Source organism: Phyllobacterium endophyticum, from assembly GCF_003010935.1.
In the GTDB taxonomy this organism is placed as follows: domain Bacteria; phylum Pseudomonadota; class Alphaproteobacteria; order Rhizobiales; family Rhizobiaceae; genus Phyllobacterium; species Phyllobacterium endophyticum.
In genome coordinates, this window is sequence record NZ_PGGN01000002.1 from 319,874 (window position 1) to 334,011 (window position 14,138).

Here is a 14,138-nt window from a genome sequence, read left to right on the forward strand (position 1 = left end):
ATTAGGCGTCCGCTCCCTCGATGAAATCGCAGACGTAGTTCATCCGACAATCGCTCCACGTGTCGTGATGCTCCTGAATAGCTTGCGGGGTGGCAGGGATTTGGAACTGGGCGCGTGCTCCTTCTCGACCTCGCGAAAGCCTGGCGACTTAATGGTGCCTTTCGACCGCTTCATCCCGAGGTGCTTTTCCTCGCGGCGCTTGGCTTCTGCAATTACCGTGACATCGACCTTCGTCTTCGGCTTATGACAGCATTCTACGCCGAGCAGCTGACCGTCGTCGGCCGTCAGCTTGGCGCTCTTCTCGATCTCAAGGCCATCTGCCTTGATGTGGTCGACGTGATACGGCTTCTTGCCCAGGATCAGCCCACAGCCCTCACAGAACACGCCATGGACCGGGTGCATCGCCCGTTTCACGATCTGGGCGTAGACAGTCTTGGTGAACTCGCGCCGGGCCATCATGCAACCCCATCGATGTTCTGCTTGATCACTTCAAAGGTGACAGCGACAATCCAGGGGTTATCTTCCCACGCGCCTGCGCCGTTGATGTGGTCCCATAGGGCGGCATAGGCACTCACCGGAGAGCCGAAGCGGTGATCACCCTCAAATCCCCAATCGCAACCGGCCTTTACTGCCGCCGTAGGAGCGAGAGGCATTCGGATCAATCCTTCGGCTATGGCATCGTCTCGGCTGATGTCCTGCAACCGTTCCACGCGAACGTCGGTAACGATCAGCGTGAGACGGGAAACCGCTCTAGGCATATGAATGGCGGGAAGCTTGTCGCGCTTCCACGCCCAAACATAACTGTATTGCGCGCTTCCGTCCGCGACGTAGCCGATGCCATTTCCAGTGTCGGCGATGGTCTCGCGCACCCAAAGGCGGTCGCCAATCTCATAGCGGACATAGTCGGGTGCGATTGCTGGTAGATCCGCCGTTTCGACGCCGAATGTTCCGCCGCCGGAGTTCGAAATTTGCCATGTGCCATTCGCCAACAATTCAGGCTGCGGCTTCATGATCCGACGTGTCTGCGTCTTTCGACCATCCAGCAGTGCACAGACCATCGGCGCGCTGAATAGGATAGGGCGGTCGGTCATTACAGCATCTCCCGTGCTGCTTGAAGAGCATCAATGAGAACGTCGAGGTTTACGAGACCGTTGATGAAAATCGTATGGGTTTCGCATCCATCCTCATCCTCTAAGATGGCTACACCGCCGTTCTCCACGCACAGGAAAACTACGGCTTGCCGCGGCAATACAACGTTTGTTTCGTCTTCGTTTAGCTGGATCATCAGTTTGCCTCCCACTTTTCAGCCGAGAGGACGCGATCGAGATAGCGCGCCAAGGCAGGCTCGTGCATCGCATCAAGCCGGAGCTGTTCGTTTGTTGCGGTTTGCTTTTCGATGAACTCGGCAAGACGGGTTTTTGATCGGCGAACGTGGCTCGGGGCGTAGAGAGCGGAGGTCATGCTGTTTTCCTTGCTGCCCAGATGCGGCGGTTCTCTCGATTGCGGCGGTTTCGGTCACGAAGATCGCGAGCAAGGCTTGATGCCATGTCGTGAATCACTTCATCGTGGAAGGCGGAAAGGCCATGTTTCCCAAGAGCCGATTGGATCGCGTCATTGATGGTTGGGCCGTCAAAGCTGCGAATGAATTCCTCTTTGCGGGCGCGGCTGGTCATGACGCCCTCGCGAGGTGATTTGCTTGTGAACGGTAGGGCGCGTCGACAATGGCGATGATCTCGTCGCGGACCGCTTCCCAGTCTTCTTCGTGGGTCAGTCGGTTGCACATCATCCAGACGGCGCGGTCGAAGAACTTGCGGAAACCAGCTTGGTCAAGGGAAGCGAACTTGATCGACTTGGGCGTGTAGTGAACCTCGCCGTTGTGATCGACCTTCGTCTCGACATGGCCGGTCGCATATTTGAGCCAGGTCAAAAGGCTTTCGTCATCGCCATCCCATGCTCCGCCGTCGACGACCCGCTTCATCAGCAAGAACATCATGCGGTGATGAGCCGGATTGCGGGGCATGTGAACTTCGACAAGGCATTGCTTACCGATCTTCATCGCACTCAGAATCTCCATGCCGTCGGTATCGCACGCCACAAGGACGTGCTTGCCGTTGATAACCTCGTGAGAGAACGCGGCCGTGCTCATCGCTTATCCTGTCACCCGGTCGTAATGCTGCTGCATGATGGCAACCAGCGCTTCCCAATCTGGAGGGAAGAACGTCTCCTGCAGGTGGGCGAACTCGCAACGAAGCTCTTCCCAGTCGCCCTCGTCCTGGACACAGGCAAAGCGGGTTTCAGCATCCTTCAGAACATCATCTGGATTGGTGAAATCCTGCTTGGCAGGCTGCTGTTTCGATGGCGACGGCGGTGTGAGGTCCATCGTCTGCTGTTCATCGTCGGCGATGACCTGAGCTTCTTCGATCTCGGTTTCGCCTTCATCATCGCCACGGTCATTATCGAATCCGTTATCCGGTATCGGATCAATGCCGCTAAGTTTCGTGGGCGAGGGTGGGACTAGCGAAGTCGTCGATTCTGGCTCATAGATTTCGCCAGCGATCTCGCGGGCCTCATACTCATCGGTGATGCCGCCGAGGACATCGGCAAAGAGCTCCCGCAGGCAATAGCCAGCCGCGCGCCATTGCTGCATACGCTGCGGATAGCGGAACCATGGCGCCTCGTTAGGCACATCGTTCCACTGCTTGGTGTTCCAGTCCTGCTTCTTGACGAATGGGCGTTCATCCCAGAGACCGGCACGCTTTGCATCGGCGATCGAGAACTCTACACGCTTCTGCTCGCCGGTATCTGCGCGCTTGGCCTCGCACCAGCCGACACCGCGCGCCTCGTCATATCCGGTGCGGATGTATGCGGCCTTTTTTGAGCGCCGGGCCACGTTGATGATACCATCGCCATAGAGGGCAGGCTTGCCACCGATGACGGTGAAACTGCGCAGCGCGACCATAGGCGGCAAGCCAAGCTCGGCCCCGGCCATGATGGCAATAGCAACCGCGCTGACCGCATCATTGCCTGTTTTCTTTCCCACAAGAGCCTTCGGCGCCAAACCAGCCGATACGACCATGGTCGACACGCGCCAGATTTCTTCGATCGACTGAGGAACGATGGCATGCACACTGCCACCAACCATCAATGCAGGTGGGCGACTGTCTAGGATTTGTGCTGGAGCGTTCATGCCGCTTCTCCTGTTGGTGGTGTCTCTGGCTCGACGATGCGAAGCACCGATCGTTCAGCGCGATCAGATTTGGATTTGATCTCAGTGACGGTGGCTTTTGTCTCGCCGCGGCTGGTTTCGACGTAGACCCTCTGTCCGACCTCAACGGGAATGTCGGAGAAGAAGTCATACGTCTTGTCGCTGAAGCCGAATTTGACGGCGACGATCAGGTGTTCTGAGAGAGCGTCGCTCATGCTGCCCTCTTTTCTTCGAAGCGCTCGACACCGTCGAGCTCGTGTCCGGCGCGAACGGCGCGGTTGGCGAGCTGCTCGACGAGGGCCTTCATCTCGGGATGATCCTTGAGGGCTTGGAGCGCCTTGTCGTAATCAGTGATGCGTGCGGAAACGAAGGTGCGCAGCGCGAGCTTCGACCCAGTTCGGCCGGCTGTGACATTGCGGGCCTGCGCCTCCTTGTCAGCCTCGGCGGCAAGCTTGGCCAGACGCTCTGCATCCGCCTTTGCTGCCTCGTCTACCGGATCATTCGGATTGGAAGAGATGTTTTTCGCAGCTCGCGCGGCTTCATCCGCTTCTCGCCGGGCCCGGTCGGCTTCCTCGCGAGCCTTGCGCTGGCGTTCCTGCTCAAGACGATCCTGCTCGTTCAGATAGGCGTCAGCTGCGCGCTTGATCTTGGTGGACAGAAGTTTCGGTTCTTCCTTGAGATCGCGGAACTTCTCGTCAACCCGGCGACCCTCATCGAGGCTCGGCTGCTTTTCAACCTTGTGCAAGGCAGTGGCCTTGTTGGCGATGGCAGTCAGTCGCTTCGACCAGACAGCGGCTTTGTCCGCCTGCTCTCTCGTCGTGATAGGCGTCTTGAGGAAGTTCTCAGCGATTTCCTTCTCGCTCTCGAATTCAGCTTTCAGCGCCTCGAAAGGATCAGAAGGAAGGTTCGACAGGACCTGGGCTGGCCCAGGCTCGCGCGGCCATGGTTTGCCACTCCGGACAGCCTGGTAGGTCTCTTCCGAGATTGGGTTGCGGCAAGCGTACGTCCAGACCGCATCGGCTTCTGTGAGCTTGCCATCAACGAGGCAAATAAGCTTGCCCTTCGGATCAATCCAGATGGCAACCGTGTTCCAGGGTCCATCCTTGTAGGCGCGGCGCCGGAAGAAGCCGGACTTGGGATCAGCTTCTGAAACGCCGAGAGTTTTCATATGATCGCGGGAGAGCTCGCCGCAATCACCAACCAGTTCCAATGCTTTGAAATACCATGCGTAGTGATCGGTCATCACGCGACTTCCTTCCGTTCAAAAACTGAGTTGTAGGCACGCTTCAGTGCCAAAATGACCGTGCCGTCGGGCTCAGCGCGCAGGCGGCTTTCGAGATGTTTGAGCGCATCTTCGCGGGAGAGCCGATCGATGATCGACAGGTCAGAAGCGATGCAGATCTGGGCTGCGGTCATTTCGGACTCCGCGAACCGCTACCCATTTCACTGGACCGATTGCTCGTCCGCAAACCGCATTGGTAGTAACCGTCAGCGCATGAGTACCGCGTGGCGGCCTCAATCTCGCGTGGCGTCCAGGAGTTGTATGTGCCGCAACCGGACAGCTGCAGGGCAGCAATTACGATGAGAATTTTGCGCGGAATCATTGGTCTACCTCTGGTCTGACTTTCTCTGCTCCTTCTTCGATGCTTCCGAAAAACACGGCCACAAGGCCAAGCAGGGCGACGATGGCTACAAGGATGCTCATCAGTTTGCCCTCGACTTGAAGCCGTTGCAGATGATGTGCGTCTCGCGAGCCAGAAGCTCTTCGACGTCGCGGAAGTGACCGAGCAGGGAATACTGCTCAACCATCTGTTCGGCGGCTTCGCAGTTGAGTGGGATCAGCGCTTCGAGCTGCTGATAGACGGTCCAGCAATCCCGAGGCAGCTTAGCCAGTGAAACAGCTGTTTCCAGATCGCCTGTGAGATTGGCGTGGTCTGTGAAGAGGGCAGAAGCGGTGTTGCCAAAGCTGGTGCGAACCCAAAAAGCAGGCTTTCCCTCAGCAGCGGCGATGCAGGCGTATCGCATGGAATTGGTGTCCGGGTAGAAGCGCAGGGCATCGCCGATAGCTTCGATGAGGTAGCCGGTTTCGGCTTCGACCTGTTCCCGTGTCCTGAATTCGTGGTTGATGATGTTCATTGCATCCATCCGTTGTTCGATGGACAGAATATGCGATAATCGCACAATTATAGCAAGGTGCTTTTGTGCGAAAAAAGCACAATTATTTGGAATGCGCTTTCAAGCTATGGGAAAATCCGACTCGACTTGCGGTCGCGATTCTGCTTTTTATGGAACATAAGGAGAACGAAACATGGGCTTCGCGTTAGAAGAGTGTAACCGCGTGTTCGCGCTGCATGTCCGATGTGTGAACTGCATTAGGGAAAGTGTGAAAGAGATATTCGGAGGTCAGGGCGGTCCTTCAGATGTGGACGAGTTGATAGAAAGCGGCCTGATCGAACAAGTCCGATTCGAGTGCGTTCATTGCGAAAGCGCGATCGGCCAGCTCGTAGCAATCACTTGTGAAAGCGATTGTTAATGACGCTACTAACCAGTTGGGAAACTTCGCAACCTAGCCTTTGTGAAACGGAAGGCTTTCGAGAAGGTTTTGACTTCTCACATCTCCTTGATCAGCGGCTTTGCGCCACCACTCGGCTGCCTTGGCGTCGTTCTTGTCCACACCAATGCCGTCGCGGTACAGCACGCCCATATTGTACTGGGCCTCTAGATTGCCTTGTTCAGCTGCACGCAGCCACCATTCGGCGGCCTTAAGGGCGTTTTTTTCGGTGCCGAACCCTTCATGATACATTATCCCGAGATTAAATTGCGCATCCGCATGCCCTTGGAGTGAGGCTTGGTCAAGGTAGTCAATAGCGAGTCCGTAATTCATCGAGACATCCTCGCCGGAAACGTACAGAATGCCGAGATTGTATTGGGCATTTGCATTTCCTTGATCTGCGGACTTGGTCCACCATTCCGCGGCTCTAGCTACGTCCTTTTGGATGCCCTTACCATGGATGTAATATGACCCAAGGTTAGTCTGCCCGACATCGTTGCCTTGCTCAGCGGACTTGCGAAACCACTCGATTGCTATCTCGTAGTTTTGCGGGACGCCCCAACCCCGTCCATACATCAAGCCCAGATTATTTTCCGCTGGCGCGTAATCTTGGTCTGCGGCCAATTGAAACAACTTAAGTGCTGTTGCGAGATCTTTCGTGACGCTTTCGCCATTAAGGAATAGGATGCCTAGATCATGCTGGGCCTCGGCCGAGCCTTGCTCTGCCAATGGTTTCCATTGGTTGTAGGCCTCAATATAATTGCCAGCTTTATATGCTGTGTTGCCCTCACGCTGACCTGCCAGAGCTGGGTGTAATGCCGAAAGCATCAGGCCAACTACAAGAAAACATCTCGAAACTCGCAATCGTTTCCCCCTCCCACACGACTCGCATTCAAAATCGCCCGCTAGTTCAGGGGCAAATCGTTGATGATTCTCCGGACCAGCATAATTATCTCTACTGTAGTTCCTTCATCAGCATGCATATCACGCGTTATGACAATAGGCTTATGTTTTGGATTGGTCGATCGAGGGTGAAATTCTGTGCGGTCTGCATATATTTCAACCTGTTTGACTGACCATTCGCGGGTGTGGCCGCCATCGCGGGTGCGCTGCACGACAACTATCATTCCGTCTCGCAACGTCGCTTCGTGGGCGACGTCCTCATACGCCACGCCGACGGCTCGGTCGCCCGGAAAGATCGGCCGCGGCTTGAGGGCATTCATGGAATCTCCTTCAACGTCAAACGCCATCTGCCGCGCACCTGGAAAACGATCGTCGGGCGGAAGGGACATAAACACTTGCTCTGATTGGTCGAACTCATCAACCTCACGGAAGGATCCTGCTTCTGTTTTCCCGACGACGGGCACTGGCACGAGCCCGCCGATAGAGGGCCTGATTTCAGGTGAGGGTGCTTGCACACCGAAGTAGGTAGCAGCAGCGGCGACCTCATGTGACTTGAGCTGGCGCTTGCCCTTTACAACTTTGTTAATGGCGGACGGATGCAACCCAAGACTTTCGGCAAGGCCTGTTTGAGTTTTCCCGGGCTGTTCAAGATTTTCAACAACCCACTTTATGTACGGATCTTCAATCATATGTGATTTTCGCACAACGGAAATTTGCCGTCTTGTGCGAAGATCGCATAATTCCTGTTGCAATGTTTGTGCGATTATAGCACAATGCTGCCATGACATACGCACTTGAACCTGCTTCCAGCATAATTTCACGTCTTGGCGGATTAAGCGTCGTCCAATCAGTGACGGGTGCTAGTCGCACCCGAGTGTATCGATGGACACAACCAAAGGAAAAAGGCGGTACCGGTGGAATTATCCCCCTGAGCCACGCTCCGAAACTGCTGTCGTACGCGAGAGAAAGCGGCGTTGCGTTGAGTGCAAATGACTTTCTCCCAGTCGAGGAGAACGCAATATGAGTGCCGAAGCTGAAATCAAACAGTTCATTGATCGCATTCTTCGCCTCAAGGAAGAGCAGGACACGCTCGGCGAAGACATTCGCGAAGTCTATGCCGAGGCGAAGGGCATGGGCTACGACAAGACCGTGCTCGGCAATGTGGTTTCGCACCTGCGCAAGGTCGAGAAGCTTGGGCGTGACACACTCAACGAGCGCGAGGCCATCTTCGATCTGTACCTGACTGCCTACGAAACTGGAGGTCGGGCGCCCGCGTCTGCGCGTACACGAGAAAACGTTGAAGAATTTCCCGCCAATGCAAGGCTTGTCGCCACTGTTGCGAACGCTGTCCAGACTGAGGCCGGTCGCGCCGCTCTGATCGCAGCTGTCGACATCATGATTGAGCGCGAAGAGCAGATAGACCCGGATACGGGTGAAATCCTCGACGATACAGGCGAGGAACACGAGACCCCAAGCAGTGTCGTGGAAGCGGATGCTGCCAACGCAGGAGGCGACGATGTAGACAGCTGCGCACTGCGCACCAGCAGCGCCGTGGAAGCCGGCGCAACCAATTCGCCGGAAACGGCAAACGAGATGGACGATGACGCAATCGCTGCAGTGAAGGGTCAATCCCGACTGGCGAACGTCGCTGACGTTGAACCGTTGTCGTCCAGCCAGACCAACCCTGACTCGCGTACCTTGAGTGCTGCCGACGGCCAGCGCAGTATACCAAGCTCTTCTCCCGCGAGCGTAAAAAGCGATGGACTCCCATCCATCGTCGGTCAGGGCCGCGCGAGCGGTGTTATCCATACGGGTTCGAAAGAAGAGCAAGCCGTCAATCAATTCGATCCACCGGCATTCCTGATCAAGGATGAGCCGGCAAAAACGATCCGCGACTATCGCCCTCGTTGTCAGAAGCCTGATGCCTGTGGCGCGTCCGGGCTCAAGCATTGTTATTCCTGTGCGAAGTTGATGGCAGTCGAGAGCGAGGTCGCATAATGGACCGCGCCTCATTTGACCTGTTGTTCCGTCCTGAAATTCTCGTTGTCGTGTCCCGCCAGGCTGCATCCCTTGCGCCGGTTGCCCGCACGCACAACACGCCGAACAATCTGATTGCTCGCCACGTCCTCCCGGCTTTGAGCAAAATCGGCCACAGAGGGTGCGACATCCTCTGTGGCCTTTTTCCTCGCCTTTACACCGGACAGGATTGTGCGGGCGAGATCTCCTATCGAATTCCAGTCATCAACCGTGTGATCCCCATCGCTCTGGTTACTGCTGGTCTGTGTGTCTTTGTTCGTCGTCTCCTTCGGCTGATCCGTCATGTGTTCAACCATATGATCGGAGTCACCCAAAGTGTCGGAAACATTGACCAAAACACCGGAAAATCAATCCGGGAATCTGGAAATCTCACCCAAATTGGAGTCGGAGGGACCAGCCATGTCTGACGCTGATCTTGCCGCCAACCTGCTTGATGACGTCATCGGTCACCGCGGTGTCCGTGAGCCTGTCAAGAGCATGTTGGATCGTGCGTATCGTGCCTTGAGTAAACGCAATGACGAATGGACGCGCCGCCGTGTCCGCTCAATTTTCAACAAAGAAGCAACGCGTATCGACCATCACGAGATCGAAGAGATGCGCGCTGTCATCCGAGCGAGGGAAGCCCATGCAGCATACAAATCTCAGACCGCCCGTGTTGCTGCGATGGCTGTCAACTCAGCGCCGTCTGAAACTCGCGGCCTCTATCCGAGATAGGGCCGCCACTCTCGCCGAGTGGATCGCCCCCGAATTAAAGGCAGGTGAACAATGAACGCCGCATTCGAGCTAACAACTGACATTGAGAGACCAGCGAGTGGCCAGCCAAAGGTTCGCCGCGGTGGCTGGTCTTGGGGCTTGGTTGAAGGAGCTAAACTGCGCGTTCTATCAATGGGAGCGGGGGTACAGTCAACCACCTTGGCGCTAATGGCTATTCACGGAGAGATTGGTCCACTTCCGGATTGCATGATCTTTGCAAATCCCGGTGCGGAAACTCCGGCGACACTAAGGCACTTAGACTGGTTAGAGGGCGAGGTGATCAAACGCACCAACGGGCGGATGCGAACCGAACGTGTCTCGAACGGCTCCATAACGGAGACAATCGAACGGCGGGCACGAGGTCAATCAGGCGTTAGGAAAGACGGCGGATCAAACCGTTTCGTGTCTGCGCCCTTCTTTACTGCGAACGGTGGCATGGGGCGCCGCCAGTGCACAAGAGAGTTCAAGGTTGAACCACTTACCAAGATGCAGCGCCAATTGATGGGTTACACGCCGAGACAACGTATTCCGGCCGGGAGCTGTGAAGTCTGGATCGGCATATCGACTGATGAGGTAGTAAGGGCAGGGGCAGCGTTCGATCGTTGGGCGGTCAATCGGTATCCCCTTCTCGAGATGCGGATGAGCCGCAACGATTGCGAACAATGGCTTCGTAAGAATAGCTACACGGTACCGCCAAAGTCAGCGTGCGTCTTCTGCCCTTATCGCTCTGACCATGAATGGCGCTGGCTTAAAGAGAACGATCCTGATGCTTTTGCCGAGGCCATAAGGATCGACGCATTAATCCGTGACACACCCGGAATGATCCATGCTGAATATCTCCACCGGAGTTTGAAGCCGCTTAGCCATGTCGATCTTTCGACTGCTGAGGACAGAGGCCAAAGCAACATGCTCATGGTGTGCGAAGCGGGGTGCGGGCTATGACCAGTATTGACCTCATAGCACGTCAATCAGCGCTTCTCTCTTTCGTCCGGAAGTTTGAACAGGGTCACGGCTCCACGCCATCCTATGCCGAAATGAAGGAAGCCTTGATCGGCAAGCGGCATTCATCGCCTCGTCTGCGGTTTGGAAGAGCGGGGGTATATTTCTCGCATCCCTGGCCGGGCTCGCTGCCTAAAGCTCTTGGTGGCAGCATGAACAACTGCGCCCTACCGAGATCAGCTCTTCTTGTCAATCGCAAGCATGGCCGTTGCGAGTTTGATGTTGAAGTCGAAGCCATCAGCCCCGGAATGCACGCGCCTGTGGCAGTTTGGGCAAAGGGCTATCACGTGCCGCGGATCGTCCGGGCCGCCATCTGTCATCCTGCGAATGTGATGTGGCTCGAGGTAAGGAACCCCATTCGACCGCAAGAACGGGGCAGGGCCTTTGCATCCCTCGCAGGTGCCTTTTGCTCGCGCGACTACGTAATCACGGACGTGCCGGCTGCGTTCGAATACGGTCGTCGTTGTTTTCGTCTTGCCTGGACTTTCCTTGGCGGCGGCAATTGCCTTTTTTCGAAGCTCCTCAAGTTCGACCGCAGCAGCTTTAGCGGTGGGCGGTTCTTCCTCCACTACCTCGACAACACTGGCAATCGGCCTCAACTCGAACACCATAGCGTCGCGAAGATTTTTTTCCCGATCGGGAGCGCGTTCGATGTGATGGGATTCGTAGACGAATTCGTCTTCAAATCGCAAGCCAGCTTTGGTTTTGGTAAAAAGAAGCAGGCTTTTACCCTCGATCGAATGTTCAGCAATTGCCTTGTTGCCGGCTCTCATCGACATGTCGCCAACCTGACCTTCTCCGAAGTATTCAAATACCCCTTCGGGTTGCCAACGATCGGCGTATCCGTGTTCTGCCCCTTCTTCGCCGGTAATGATGACAACCAAGGAATGCAACGCGGGCGTGATGATGCCGCCCTGCTGTTGACCGCCAAAACGCGCATGAATGTCTTTGCGCCGATTGTAAATCCGACCGCGCTCAAAGCCCCAACTCATAGATTTCCCCCAGACGTATTTGCCCCGCACGGACAATTCCATTTCGCCGGAGATTTATCAATGGGAGAGGCGGCGTGAACGACAACCACAATGACACTGTCAGTCCTTTAAGCGTCGTGCTCGGCATTTGCCTGGCACTCTTTGCCATCGCTTGGATGATTGTCCCTCTGTTCTTTATCGGAGGGATCTGATGAGCAAGGCAGCACCATCAGCTCGCGGCCTGTTTCGCGCGACCGGCAAGAAGTCAAAGCCAGTTGTTCAGCGCCAGCTCGACGGCAGTTATGAGCGCGTCGACAACCTGGAACGTGAGAAGGATGATTTCTATCCCACACCGCCCGAACCGACCCGCGCACTGCTACATGCCGAGATCGGTCGCCTCCGCGACTTCCGCAGCATTGCTGAACCGGCAGCAGGCGACGGCGCCATGGTTCGCGAGATGGAAGCGCTCGGGCTCAACGTCTTCGCCTCCGACATGATCGACCGAGGCTGTGGTGCCGTTATAAAGAACTTTTATGACTTCACCCACGAGACATTCCCTTCCTACGCCATCGTGACCAACCCGCCTTTTAGTGAATGCGGATGGGGAAATGGCAAGGCGCGCTGGCTCAAACATGCGCTCGAAACCCTGCAAGTCGAATACATGGCGCTGCTGATGAATTGGGGATGGCCGGGCGCCGGCGGGATGAAGCACTTCTACGCCGCTCATCCACCAGCGCGCGTCTACCTTATGCGCTGGAAGATCGATTTCACAGGGCAGGGCGCTCCGCCAATGCTCAATGCCTGGTTCGTCTGGGACACAAAGCACCATGGCGAGACAGTTCTCCGCATGCTCGATCGCAAGTCAGATGCGAGGCAGTCCACGCTATTTTCGGAGGCCGCGGAATGACCTCCAGGATCCCCAATCAAGAGATGGCGGAGGAACTGAACAAGCTCGTCATTGGAAAAGCAACCTGGCTTCAGGACTTCTCGGAAGGCAGGCGCAAGCGGCCAGATCATGAAATCGAGGCACGTTGGCGCGAACTTACTGTCCTGCAACAAGCGGTGTCTGATTATAGCGCCGCCGCCGCGCGCGAGCGAGGTGCGGCGTGAGCGTGCGTTTTTATGTGGGCCTTCACCAACCTGGTGATGCCGAAAACTTCAATCGTGCCTGTATCAGCGTGCGTCGCCTCAAGGGGCGCAAGAAACCTGTCGATTGCGCCGATGTGTTGGTGGACAGCGGTGCCTTTACCGAGATCAACCTTCATGGCGGTTATCGGTCAAGTGTCGAGGAATATGCGAACGAGCTTCGACGCCTTCATTCCGCAGGCGTCATCAACATAGCAGCCGCTGTTGCACAAGATTATATGTGCGAGCCAGTCATGCTTGTGAAAACTGGTCTAACGATTGAGGACCATCAGCGTCTAACAATAAAGCGCTATGACGCCCTTGTGGCGGAGCTTGAGCGCTTATTCGGCGGATCGATTCCCTTCCACGTCATGCCGGTGCTGCAAGGCTTTGCGCCGCAAGACTACGCCAACCACGTTCGCATGTATGGCGATCGGCTCAAGCCGGGAATGTGGGTAGGCGTTGGCTCTGTTTGCAAACGCAACGGCATACCGGAGAAGATCATAGAGGTTCTTTTCGCAATTCATGCCGTTCGTCCGGACTTGAGGCTCCACGGATTCGGGATAAAACAAACGTCACTTCTCCATCCCGGCGTCCGCGCGATGCTCTACAGCGCAGACAGCATGGCTTGGTCGTTTGCCGCTCGTAAGCAGGGCAGGGACGGCAACTCATGGAAAGAGGCTAAGGCCTTTGCCGATCGCGTCCAGGGCGCTGCTTCTCGTGCCTTTGAGGCATGGCAGCTTCCTCTCCCTCTGTGGAGGGTTGCAGCATGAGTGAGCGACCATTCATGCAGCTTTACGTCTCTGACTTTATCGGAGACACGCTGCACCTCAGCACGGAGCAAATTGGTGCCTACATGCTCTTGCTTATGGCCATGTGGAACGCCGACGGATCATTGCCAAACGATGATGCCAAGCTCGCTCGTGTTGTCCGCATGTCCGTCAAAAAGTGGCGCTCCATCAGCGATGATCTCCTGTCATTTTTCGTCATTTCAGATGAGACGATCAGGCACAATCGTCTGACAAAAGAGCTTCAAAAAAGCACGAGTAAAAGTCAATCGAGGGCTACCGCCGGGGCAAAGGGTGGCGAGGCTAAGGCTTTGAAAGATAAGGATGCACGTGTGGCAAATGCTACCGGTTTGCCACAGCATCTTCCAGATACCAGAGACCATATAGAAAAACTTGACAGTTTTTCAGAGCGCGCAAGCGCGCGAAAACCGAATGGATTTGTCCATCTTCGGAAATCAACAGATGCAGCACGTTCACTCATTCAGGAGCTCAAGGAAAATGAACAACTCGGAGAAGATCGAGGCGACAAAGTCATTGACCAAACTGTTCGGGAGTTTCCCGCAATCGCCCATGTCCGATCCTGATCTTCAGCTTCGCGCCTACCTCGACGCGGTTGAGGACTTCGAGTGTATCGACGTGCTGGCAGCCATAGAGCGGTTTCGTCAAGGCGAGGTCAAGGAGGTCAACAAGGCCTATTGCCCGTCGACTGCGCAGCTCTGCGACGAAGTCCGCTACCGGAAGAAAATGCGGGAAATCATGGCCCGCGCCGGCGTGAAACCGGGGCAGGTGGTTATTCAGTAGGAGTA

General features: G+C 55.8%; 23 protein-coding genes. 8 read left to right on the forward strand and 15 right to left on the reverse strand.

What is annotated here, in order from left to right:
* Positions 1-39 precede the first annotated feature (39 nt).
* The 13 genes from CU100_RS09440 to CU100_RS09495 all read right to left on the reverse strand — a co-directional run bounded on the left by CU100_RS09440 (position 40) and on the right by CU100_RS09495 (position 7,348).
* Entirely contained in the window at positions 40-459 is a 420-nt protein-coding gene (locus CU100_RS09440) for a hypothetical protein (protein WP_106716350.1), read from the reverse strand.
* Complete coding sequence (locus CU100_RS09445) at positions 456-1,091, reverse strand: hypothetical protein (RefSeq protein ID WP_106716351.1); 636 nt, start codon at positions 1,089-1,091, stop codon at positions 456-458. Before CU100_RS09445 ends, CU100_RS09440 begins: the two co-directional genes overlap by 4 nt.
* On the reverse strand, positions 1,091-1,285 hold the full coding sequence (locus CU100_RS09450; RefSeq protein ID WP_106716352.1) for a hypothetical protein: 195 nt from the start codon (positions 1,283-1,285) through the stop codon (positions 1,091-1,093). Before CU100_RS09450 ends, CU100_RS09445 begins: the two co-directional genes overlap by 1 nt.
* A complete protein-coding gene (locus CU100_RS26805; protein ID WP_170113788.1) occupies positions 1,285-1,461 on the reverse strand; it encodes a hypothetical protein in 177 nt (58 codons plus the stop codon). The genes CU100_RS09450 and CU100_RS26805 overlap by 1 nt, the downstream gene beginning before the upstream one ends.
* The gene (locus CU100_RS09455; RefSeq protein WP_106716353.1) at positions 1,458-1,673 is read right to left on the reverse strand and encodes a hypothetical protein; all 216 of its coding nucleotides are present in this window, start codon (positions 1,671-1,673) and stop codon (positions 1,458-1,460) included. Before CU100_RS09455 ends, CU100_RS26805 begins: the two co-directional genes overlap by 4 nt.
* Complete coding sequence (locus tag CU100_RS09460; protein WP_106716354.1) at positions 1,670-2,146, reverse strand: DUF1367 family protein; 477 nt, start codon at positions 2,144-2,146, stop codon at positions 1,670-1,672. Before CU100_RS09460 ends, CU100_RS09455 begins: the two co-directional genes overlap by 4 nt.
* A gap of 3 nt (positions 2,147-2,149) precedes the next feature.
* Positions 2,150-3,187, reverse strand: a complete 1,038-nt coding sequence (locus tag CU100_RS09465; protein ID WP_106716355.1) for a hypothetical protein — start codon at positions 3,185-3,187, stop codon at positions 2,150-2,152.
* Entirely contained in the window at positions 3,184-3,420 is a 237-nt protein-coding gene (locus CU100_RS09470; protein ID WP_106716356.1) for a hypothetical protein, read from the reverse strand. Before CU100_RS09470 ends, CU100_RS09465 begins: the two co-directional genes overlap by 4 nt.
* The gene (locus tag CU100_RS09475) at positions 3,417-4,448 is read right to left on the reverse strand and encodes a hypothetical protein (protein ID WP_245418978.1); all 1,032 of its coding nucleotides are present in this window, start codon (positions 4,446-4,448) and stop codon (positions 3,417-3,419) included. The genes CU100_RS09470 and CU100_RS09475 overlap by 4 nt, the downstream gene beginning before the upstream one ends.
* The gene (locus CU100_RS26810) at positions 4,448-4,621 is read right to left on the reverse strand and encodes a hypothetical protein (RefSeq protein WP_170113789.1); all 174 of its coding nucleotides are present in this window, start codon (positions 4,619-4,621) and stop codon (positions 4,448-4,450) included. The genes CU100_RS09475 and CU100_RS26810 overlap by 1 nt, the downstream gene beginning before the upstream one ends.
* A gap of 288 nt (positions 4,622-4,909) precedes the next feature.
* Positions 4,910-5,341: a hypothetical protein gene (locus CU100_RS09480; protein ID WP_146141824.1), complete on the reverse strand. Its 432-nt coding sequence runs from the start codon at positions 5,339-5,341 to the stop codon at positions 4,910-4,912.
* Between the two features lie 430 nt (positions 5,342-5,771).
* Positions 5,772-6,584 carry a tetratricopeptide repeat protein gene (locus tag CU100_RS09490; RefSeq protein ID WP_106716359.1) on the reverse strand — a complete coding sequence of 271 codons (813 nt, stop codon included), beginning with the start codon at positions 6,582-6,584 and terminating at the stop codon, positions 5,772-5,774.
* 77 nt (positions 6,585-6,661) lie between these two features.
* On the reverse strand, positions 6,662-7,348 hold the full coding sequence (locus CU100_RS09495) for a LexA family protein (protein WP_106716360.1): 687 nt from the start codon (positions 7,346-7,348) through the stop codon (positions 6,662-6,664).
* A gap of 331 nt (positions 7,349-7,679) precedes the next feature.
* On the opposite strand from CU100_RS09495, the gene CU100_RS09505 reads away from it, so the two are divergent.
* Entirely contained in the window at positions 7,680-8,657 is a 978-nt protein-coding gene (locus CU100_RS09505; protein ID WP_106716362.1) for a DUF2312 domain-containing protein, read from the forward strand.
* A gap of 11 nt (positions 8,658-8,668) precedes the next feature.
* Here CU100_RS09505 and CU100_RS09510 read toward each other — a convergent pair whose 3' ends face one another.
* Positions 8,669-8,980 (reverse strand): hypothetical protein, encoded by a 312-nt coding sequence (locus CU100_RS09510; protein ID WP_106716363.1) that lies wholly within the window; start codon positions 8,978-8,980, stop codon positions 8,669-8,671.
* A gap of 115 nt (positions 8,981-9,095) precedes the next feature.
* On the opposite strand from CU100_RS09510, the gene CU100_RS09515 reads away from it, so the two are divergent.
* Both CU100_RS09515 and CU100_RS09520 read left to right on the forward strand, forming a co-directional pair.
* Entirely contained in the window at positions 9,096-9,410 is a 315-nt protein-coding gene (locus CU100_RS09515; RefSeq protein ID WP_245418979.1) for a hypothetical protein, read from the forward strand.
* 51 nt (positions 9,411-9,461) lie between these two features.
* Positions 9,462-10,391 carry a hypothetical protein gene (locus tag CU100_RS09520; protein ID WP_245418980.1) on the forward strand — a complete coding sequence of 310 codons (930 nt, stop codon included), beginning with the start codon at positions 9,462-9,464 and terminating at the stop codon, positions 10,389-10,391.
* A gap of 233 nt (positions 10,392-10,624) precedes the next feature.
* Here the strand turns inward: CU100_RS09520 and CU100_RS27540 are convergent, their stop codons facing one another.
* Positions 10,625-11,482, reverse strand: a complete 858-nt coding sequence (locus tag CU100_RS27540; protein ID WP_342588302.1) for an HNH endonuclease — start codon at positions 11,480-11,482, stop codon at positions 10,625-10,627.
* A gap of 148 nt (positions 11,483-11,630) precedes the next feature.
* On the opposite strand from CU100_RS27540, the gene CU100_RS09530 reads away from it, so the two are divergent.
* Genes CU100_RS09530 through CU100_RS09550 form a run of 5 tightly spaced genes read left to right on the forward strand, consistent with a single transcriptional unit; the run spans position 11,631 to position 14,133 of the window.
* Positions 11,631-12,326, forward strand: coding sequence for a TRM11 family methyltransferase (locus CU100_RS09530; RefSeq protein ID WP_106716365.1), 696 nt, complete (start codon positions 11,631-11,633; stop codon positions 12,324-12,326).
* Positions 12,323-12,529, forward strand: coding sequence for a hypothetical protein (locus CU100_RS09535; protein WP_106716366.1), 207 nt, complete (start codon positions 12,323-12,325; stop codon positions 12,527-12,529). Before CU100_RS09530 ends, CU100_RS09535 begins: the two co-directional genes overlap by 4 nt.
* Positions 12,526-13,317, forward strand: a complete 792-nt coding sequence (locus CU100_RS09540) for a deazapurine DNA modification protein DpdA family protein (protein WP_106716367.1) — start codon at positions 12,526-12,528, stop codon at positions 13,315-13,317. Before CU100_RS09535 ends, CU100_RS09540 begins: the two co-directional genes overlap by 4 nt.
* Entirely contained in the window at positions 13,314-13,916 is a 603-nt protein-coding gene (locus CU100_RS09545; protein WP_106716368.1) for a YdaU family protein, read from the forward strand. The genes CU100_RS09540 and CU100_RS09545 overlap by 4 nt, the downstream gene beginning before the upstream one ends.
* Positions 13,903-14,133: a hypothetical protein gene (locus tag CU100_RS09550; RefSeq protein WP_106716369.1), complete on the forward strand. Its 231-nt coding sequence runs from the start codon at positions 13,903-13,905 to the stop codon at positions 14,131-14,133. The genes CU100_RS09545 and CU100_RS09550 overlap by 14 nt, the downstream gene beginning before the upstream one ends.
* Positions 14,134-14,138 lie beyond the last annotated feature (5 nt).

Bases quoted from the DNA above. Each gene is read 5' to 3' on its own strand.
- CU100_RS09440 (WP_106716350.1), bottom strand. From the start codon at position 459: ATGATGGCCCGGCGCGAGTTCACCAAGACTGTCTACGCCCAGATCGTG.
- CU100_RS09445 (WP_106716351.1), bottom strand. From the start codon at position 1,091: ATGACCGACCGCCCTATCCTATTCAGCGCGCCGATGGTCTGTGCACTG.
- CU100_RS09450 (WP_106716352.1), bottom strand. From the start codon at position 1,285: ATGATCCAGCTAAACGAAGACGAAACAAACGTTGTATTGCCGCGGCAA.
- CU100_RS26805 (WP_170113788.1), bottom strand. From the start codon at position 1,461: ATGACCTCCGCTCTCTACGCCCCGAGCCACGTTCGCCGATCAAAAACC.
- CU100_RS09455 (WP_106716353.1), bottom strand. From the start codon at position 1,673: ATGACCAGCCGCGCCCGCAAAGAGGAATTCATTCGCAGCTTTGACGGC.
- CU100_RS09460 (WP_106716354.1), bottom strand. From the start codon at position 2,146: ATGAGCACGGCCGCGTTCTCTCACGAGGTTATCAACGGCAAGCACGTC.
- CU100_RS09465 (WP_106716355.1), bottom strand. From the start codon at position 3,187: ATGAACGCTCCAGCACAAATCCTAGACAGTCGCCCACCTGCATTGATG.
- CU100_RS09470 (WP_106716356.1), bottom strand. From the start codon at position 3,420: ATGAGCGACGCTCTCTCAGAACACCTGATCGTCGCCGTCAAATTCGGC.
- CU100_RS09475 (WP_245418978.1), bottom strand. From the start codon at position 4,448: ATGACCGATCACTACGCATGGTATTTCAAAGCATTGGAACTGGTTGGT.
- CU100_RS26810 (WP_170113789.1), bottom strand. From the start codon at position 4,621: ATGACCGCAGCCCAGATCTGCATCGCTTCTGACCTGTCGATCATCGAT.
- CU100_RS09480 (WP_146141824.1), bottom strand. From the start codon at position 5,341: ATGAACATCATCAACCACGAATTCAGGACACGGGAACAGGTCGAAGCC.
- CU100_RS09490 (WP_106716359.1), bottom strand. From the start codon at position 6,584: ATGCTTTCGGCATTACACCCAGCTCTGGCAGGTCAGCGTGAGGGCAAC.
- CU100_RS09495 (WP_106716360.1), bottom strand. From the start codon at position 7,348: ATGATTGAAGATCCGTACATAAAGTGGGTTGTTGAAAATCTTGAACAG.
- CU100_RS09505 (WP_106716362.1), top strand. From the start codon at position 7,680: ATGAGTGCCGAAGCTGAAATCAAACAGTTCATTGATCGCATTCTTCGC.
- CU100_RS09510 (WP_106716363.1), bottom strand. From the start codon at position 8,980: ATGACGGATCAGCCGAAGGAGACGACGAACAAAGACACACAGACCAGC.
- CU100_RS09515 (WP_245418979.1), top strand. From the start codon at position 9,096: ATGTCTGACGCTGATCTTGCCGCCAACCTGCTTGATGACGTCATCGGT.
- CU100_RS09520 (WP_245418980.1), top strand. From the start codon at position 9,462: ATGAACGCCGCATTCGAGCTAACAACTGACATTGAGAGACCAGCGAGT.
- CU100_RS27540 (WP_342588302.1), bottom strand. From the start codon at position 11,482: ATGGAATTGTCCGTGCGGGGCAAATACGTCTGGGGGAAATCTATGAGT.
- CU100_RS09530 (WP_106716365.1), top strand. From the start codon at position 11,631: ATGAGCAAGGCAGCACCATCAGCTCGCGGCCTGTTTCGCGCGACCGGC.
- CU100_RS09535 (WP_106716366.1), top strand. From the start codon at position 12,323: ATGACCTCCAGGATCCCCAATCAAGAGATGGCGGAGGAACTGAACAAG.
- CU100_RS09545 (WP_106716368.1), top strand. From the start codon at position 13,314: ATGAGTGAGCGACCATTCATGCAGCTTTACGTCTCTGACTTTATCGGA.
- CU100_RS09550 (WP_106716369.1), top strand. From the start codon at position 13,903: ATGTCCGATCCTGATCTTCAGCTTCGCGCCTACCTCGACGCGGTTGAG.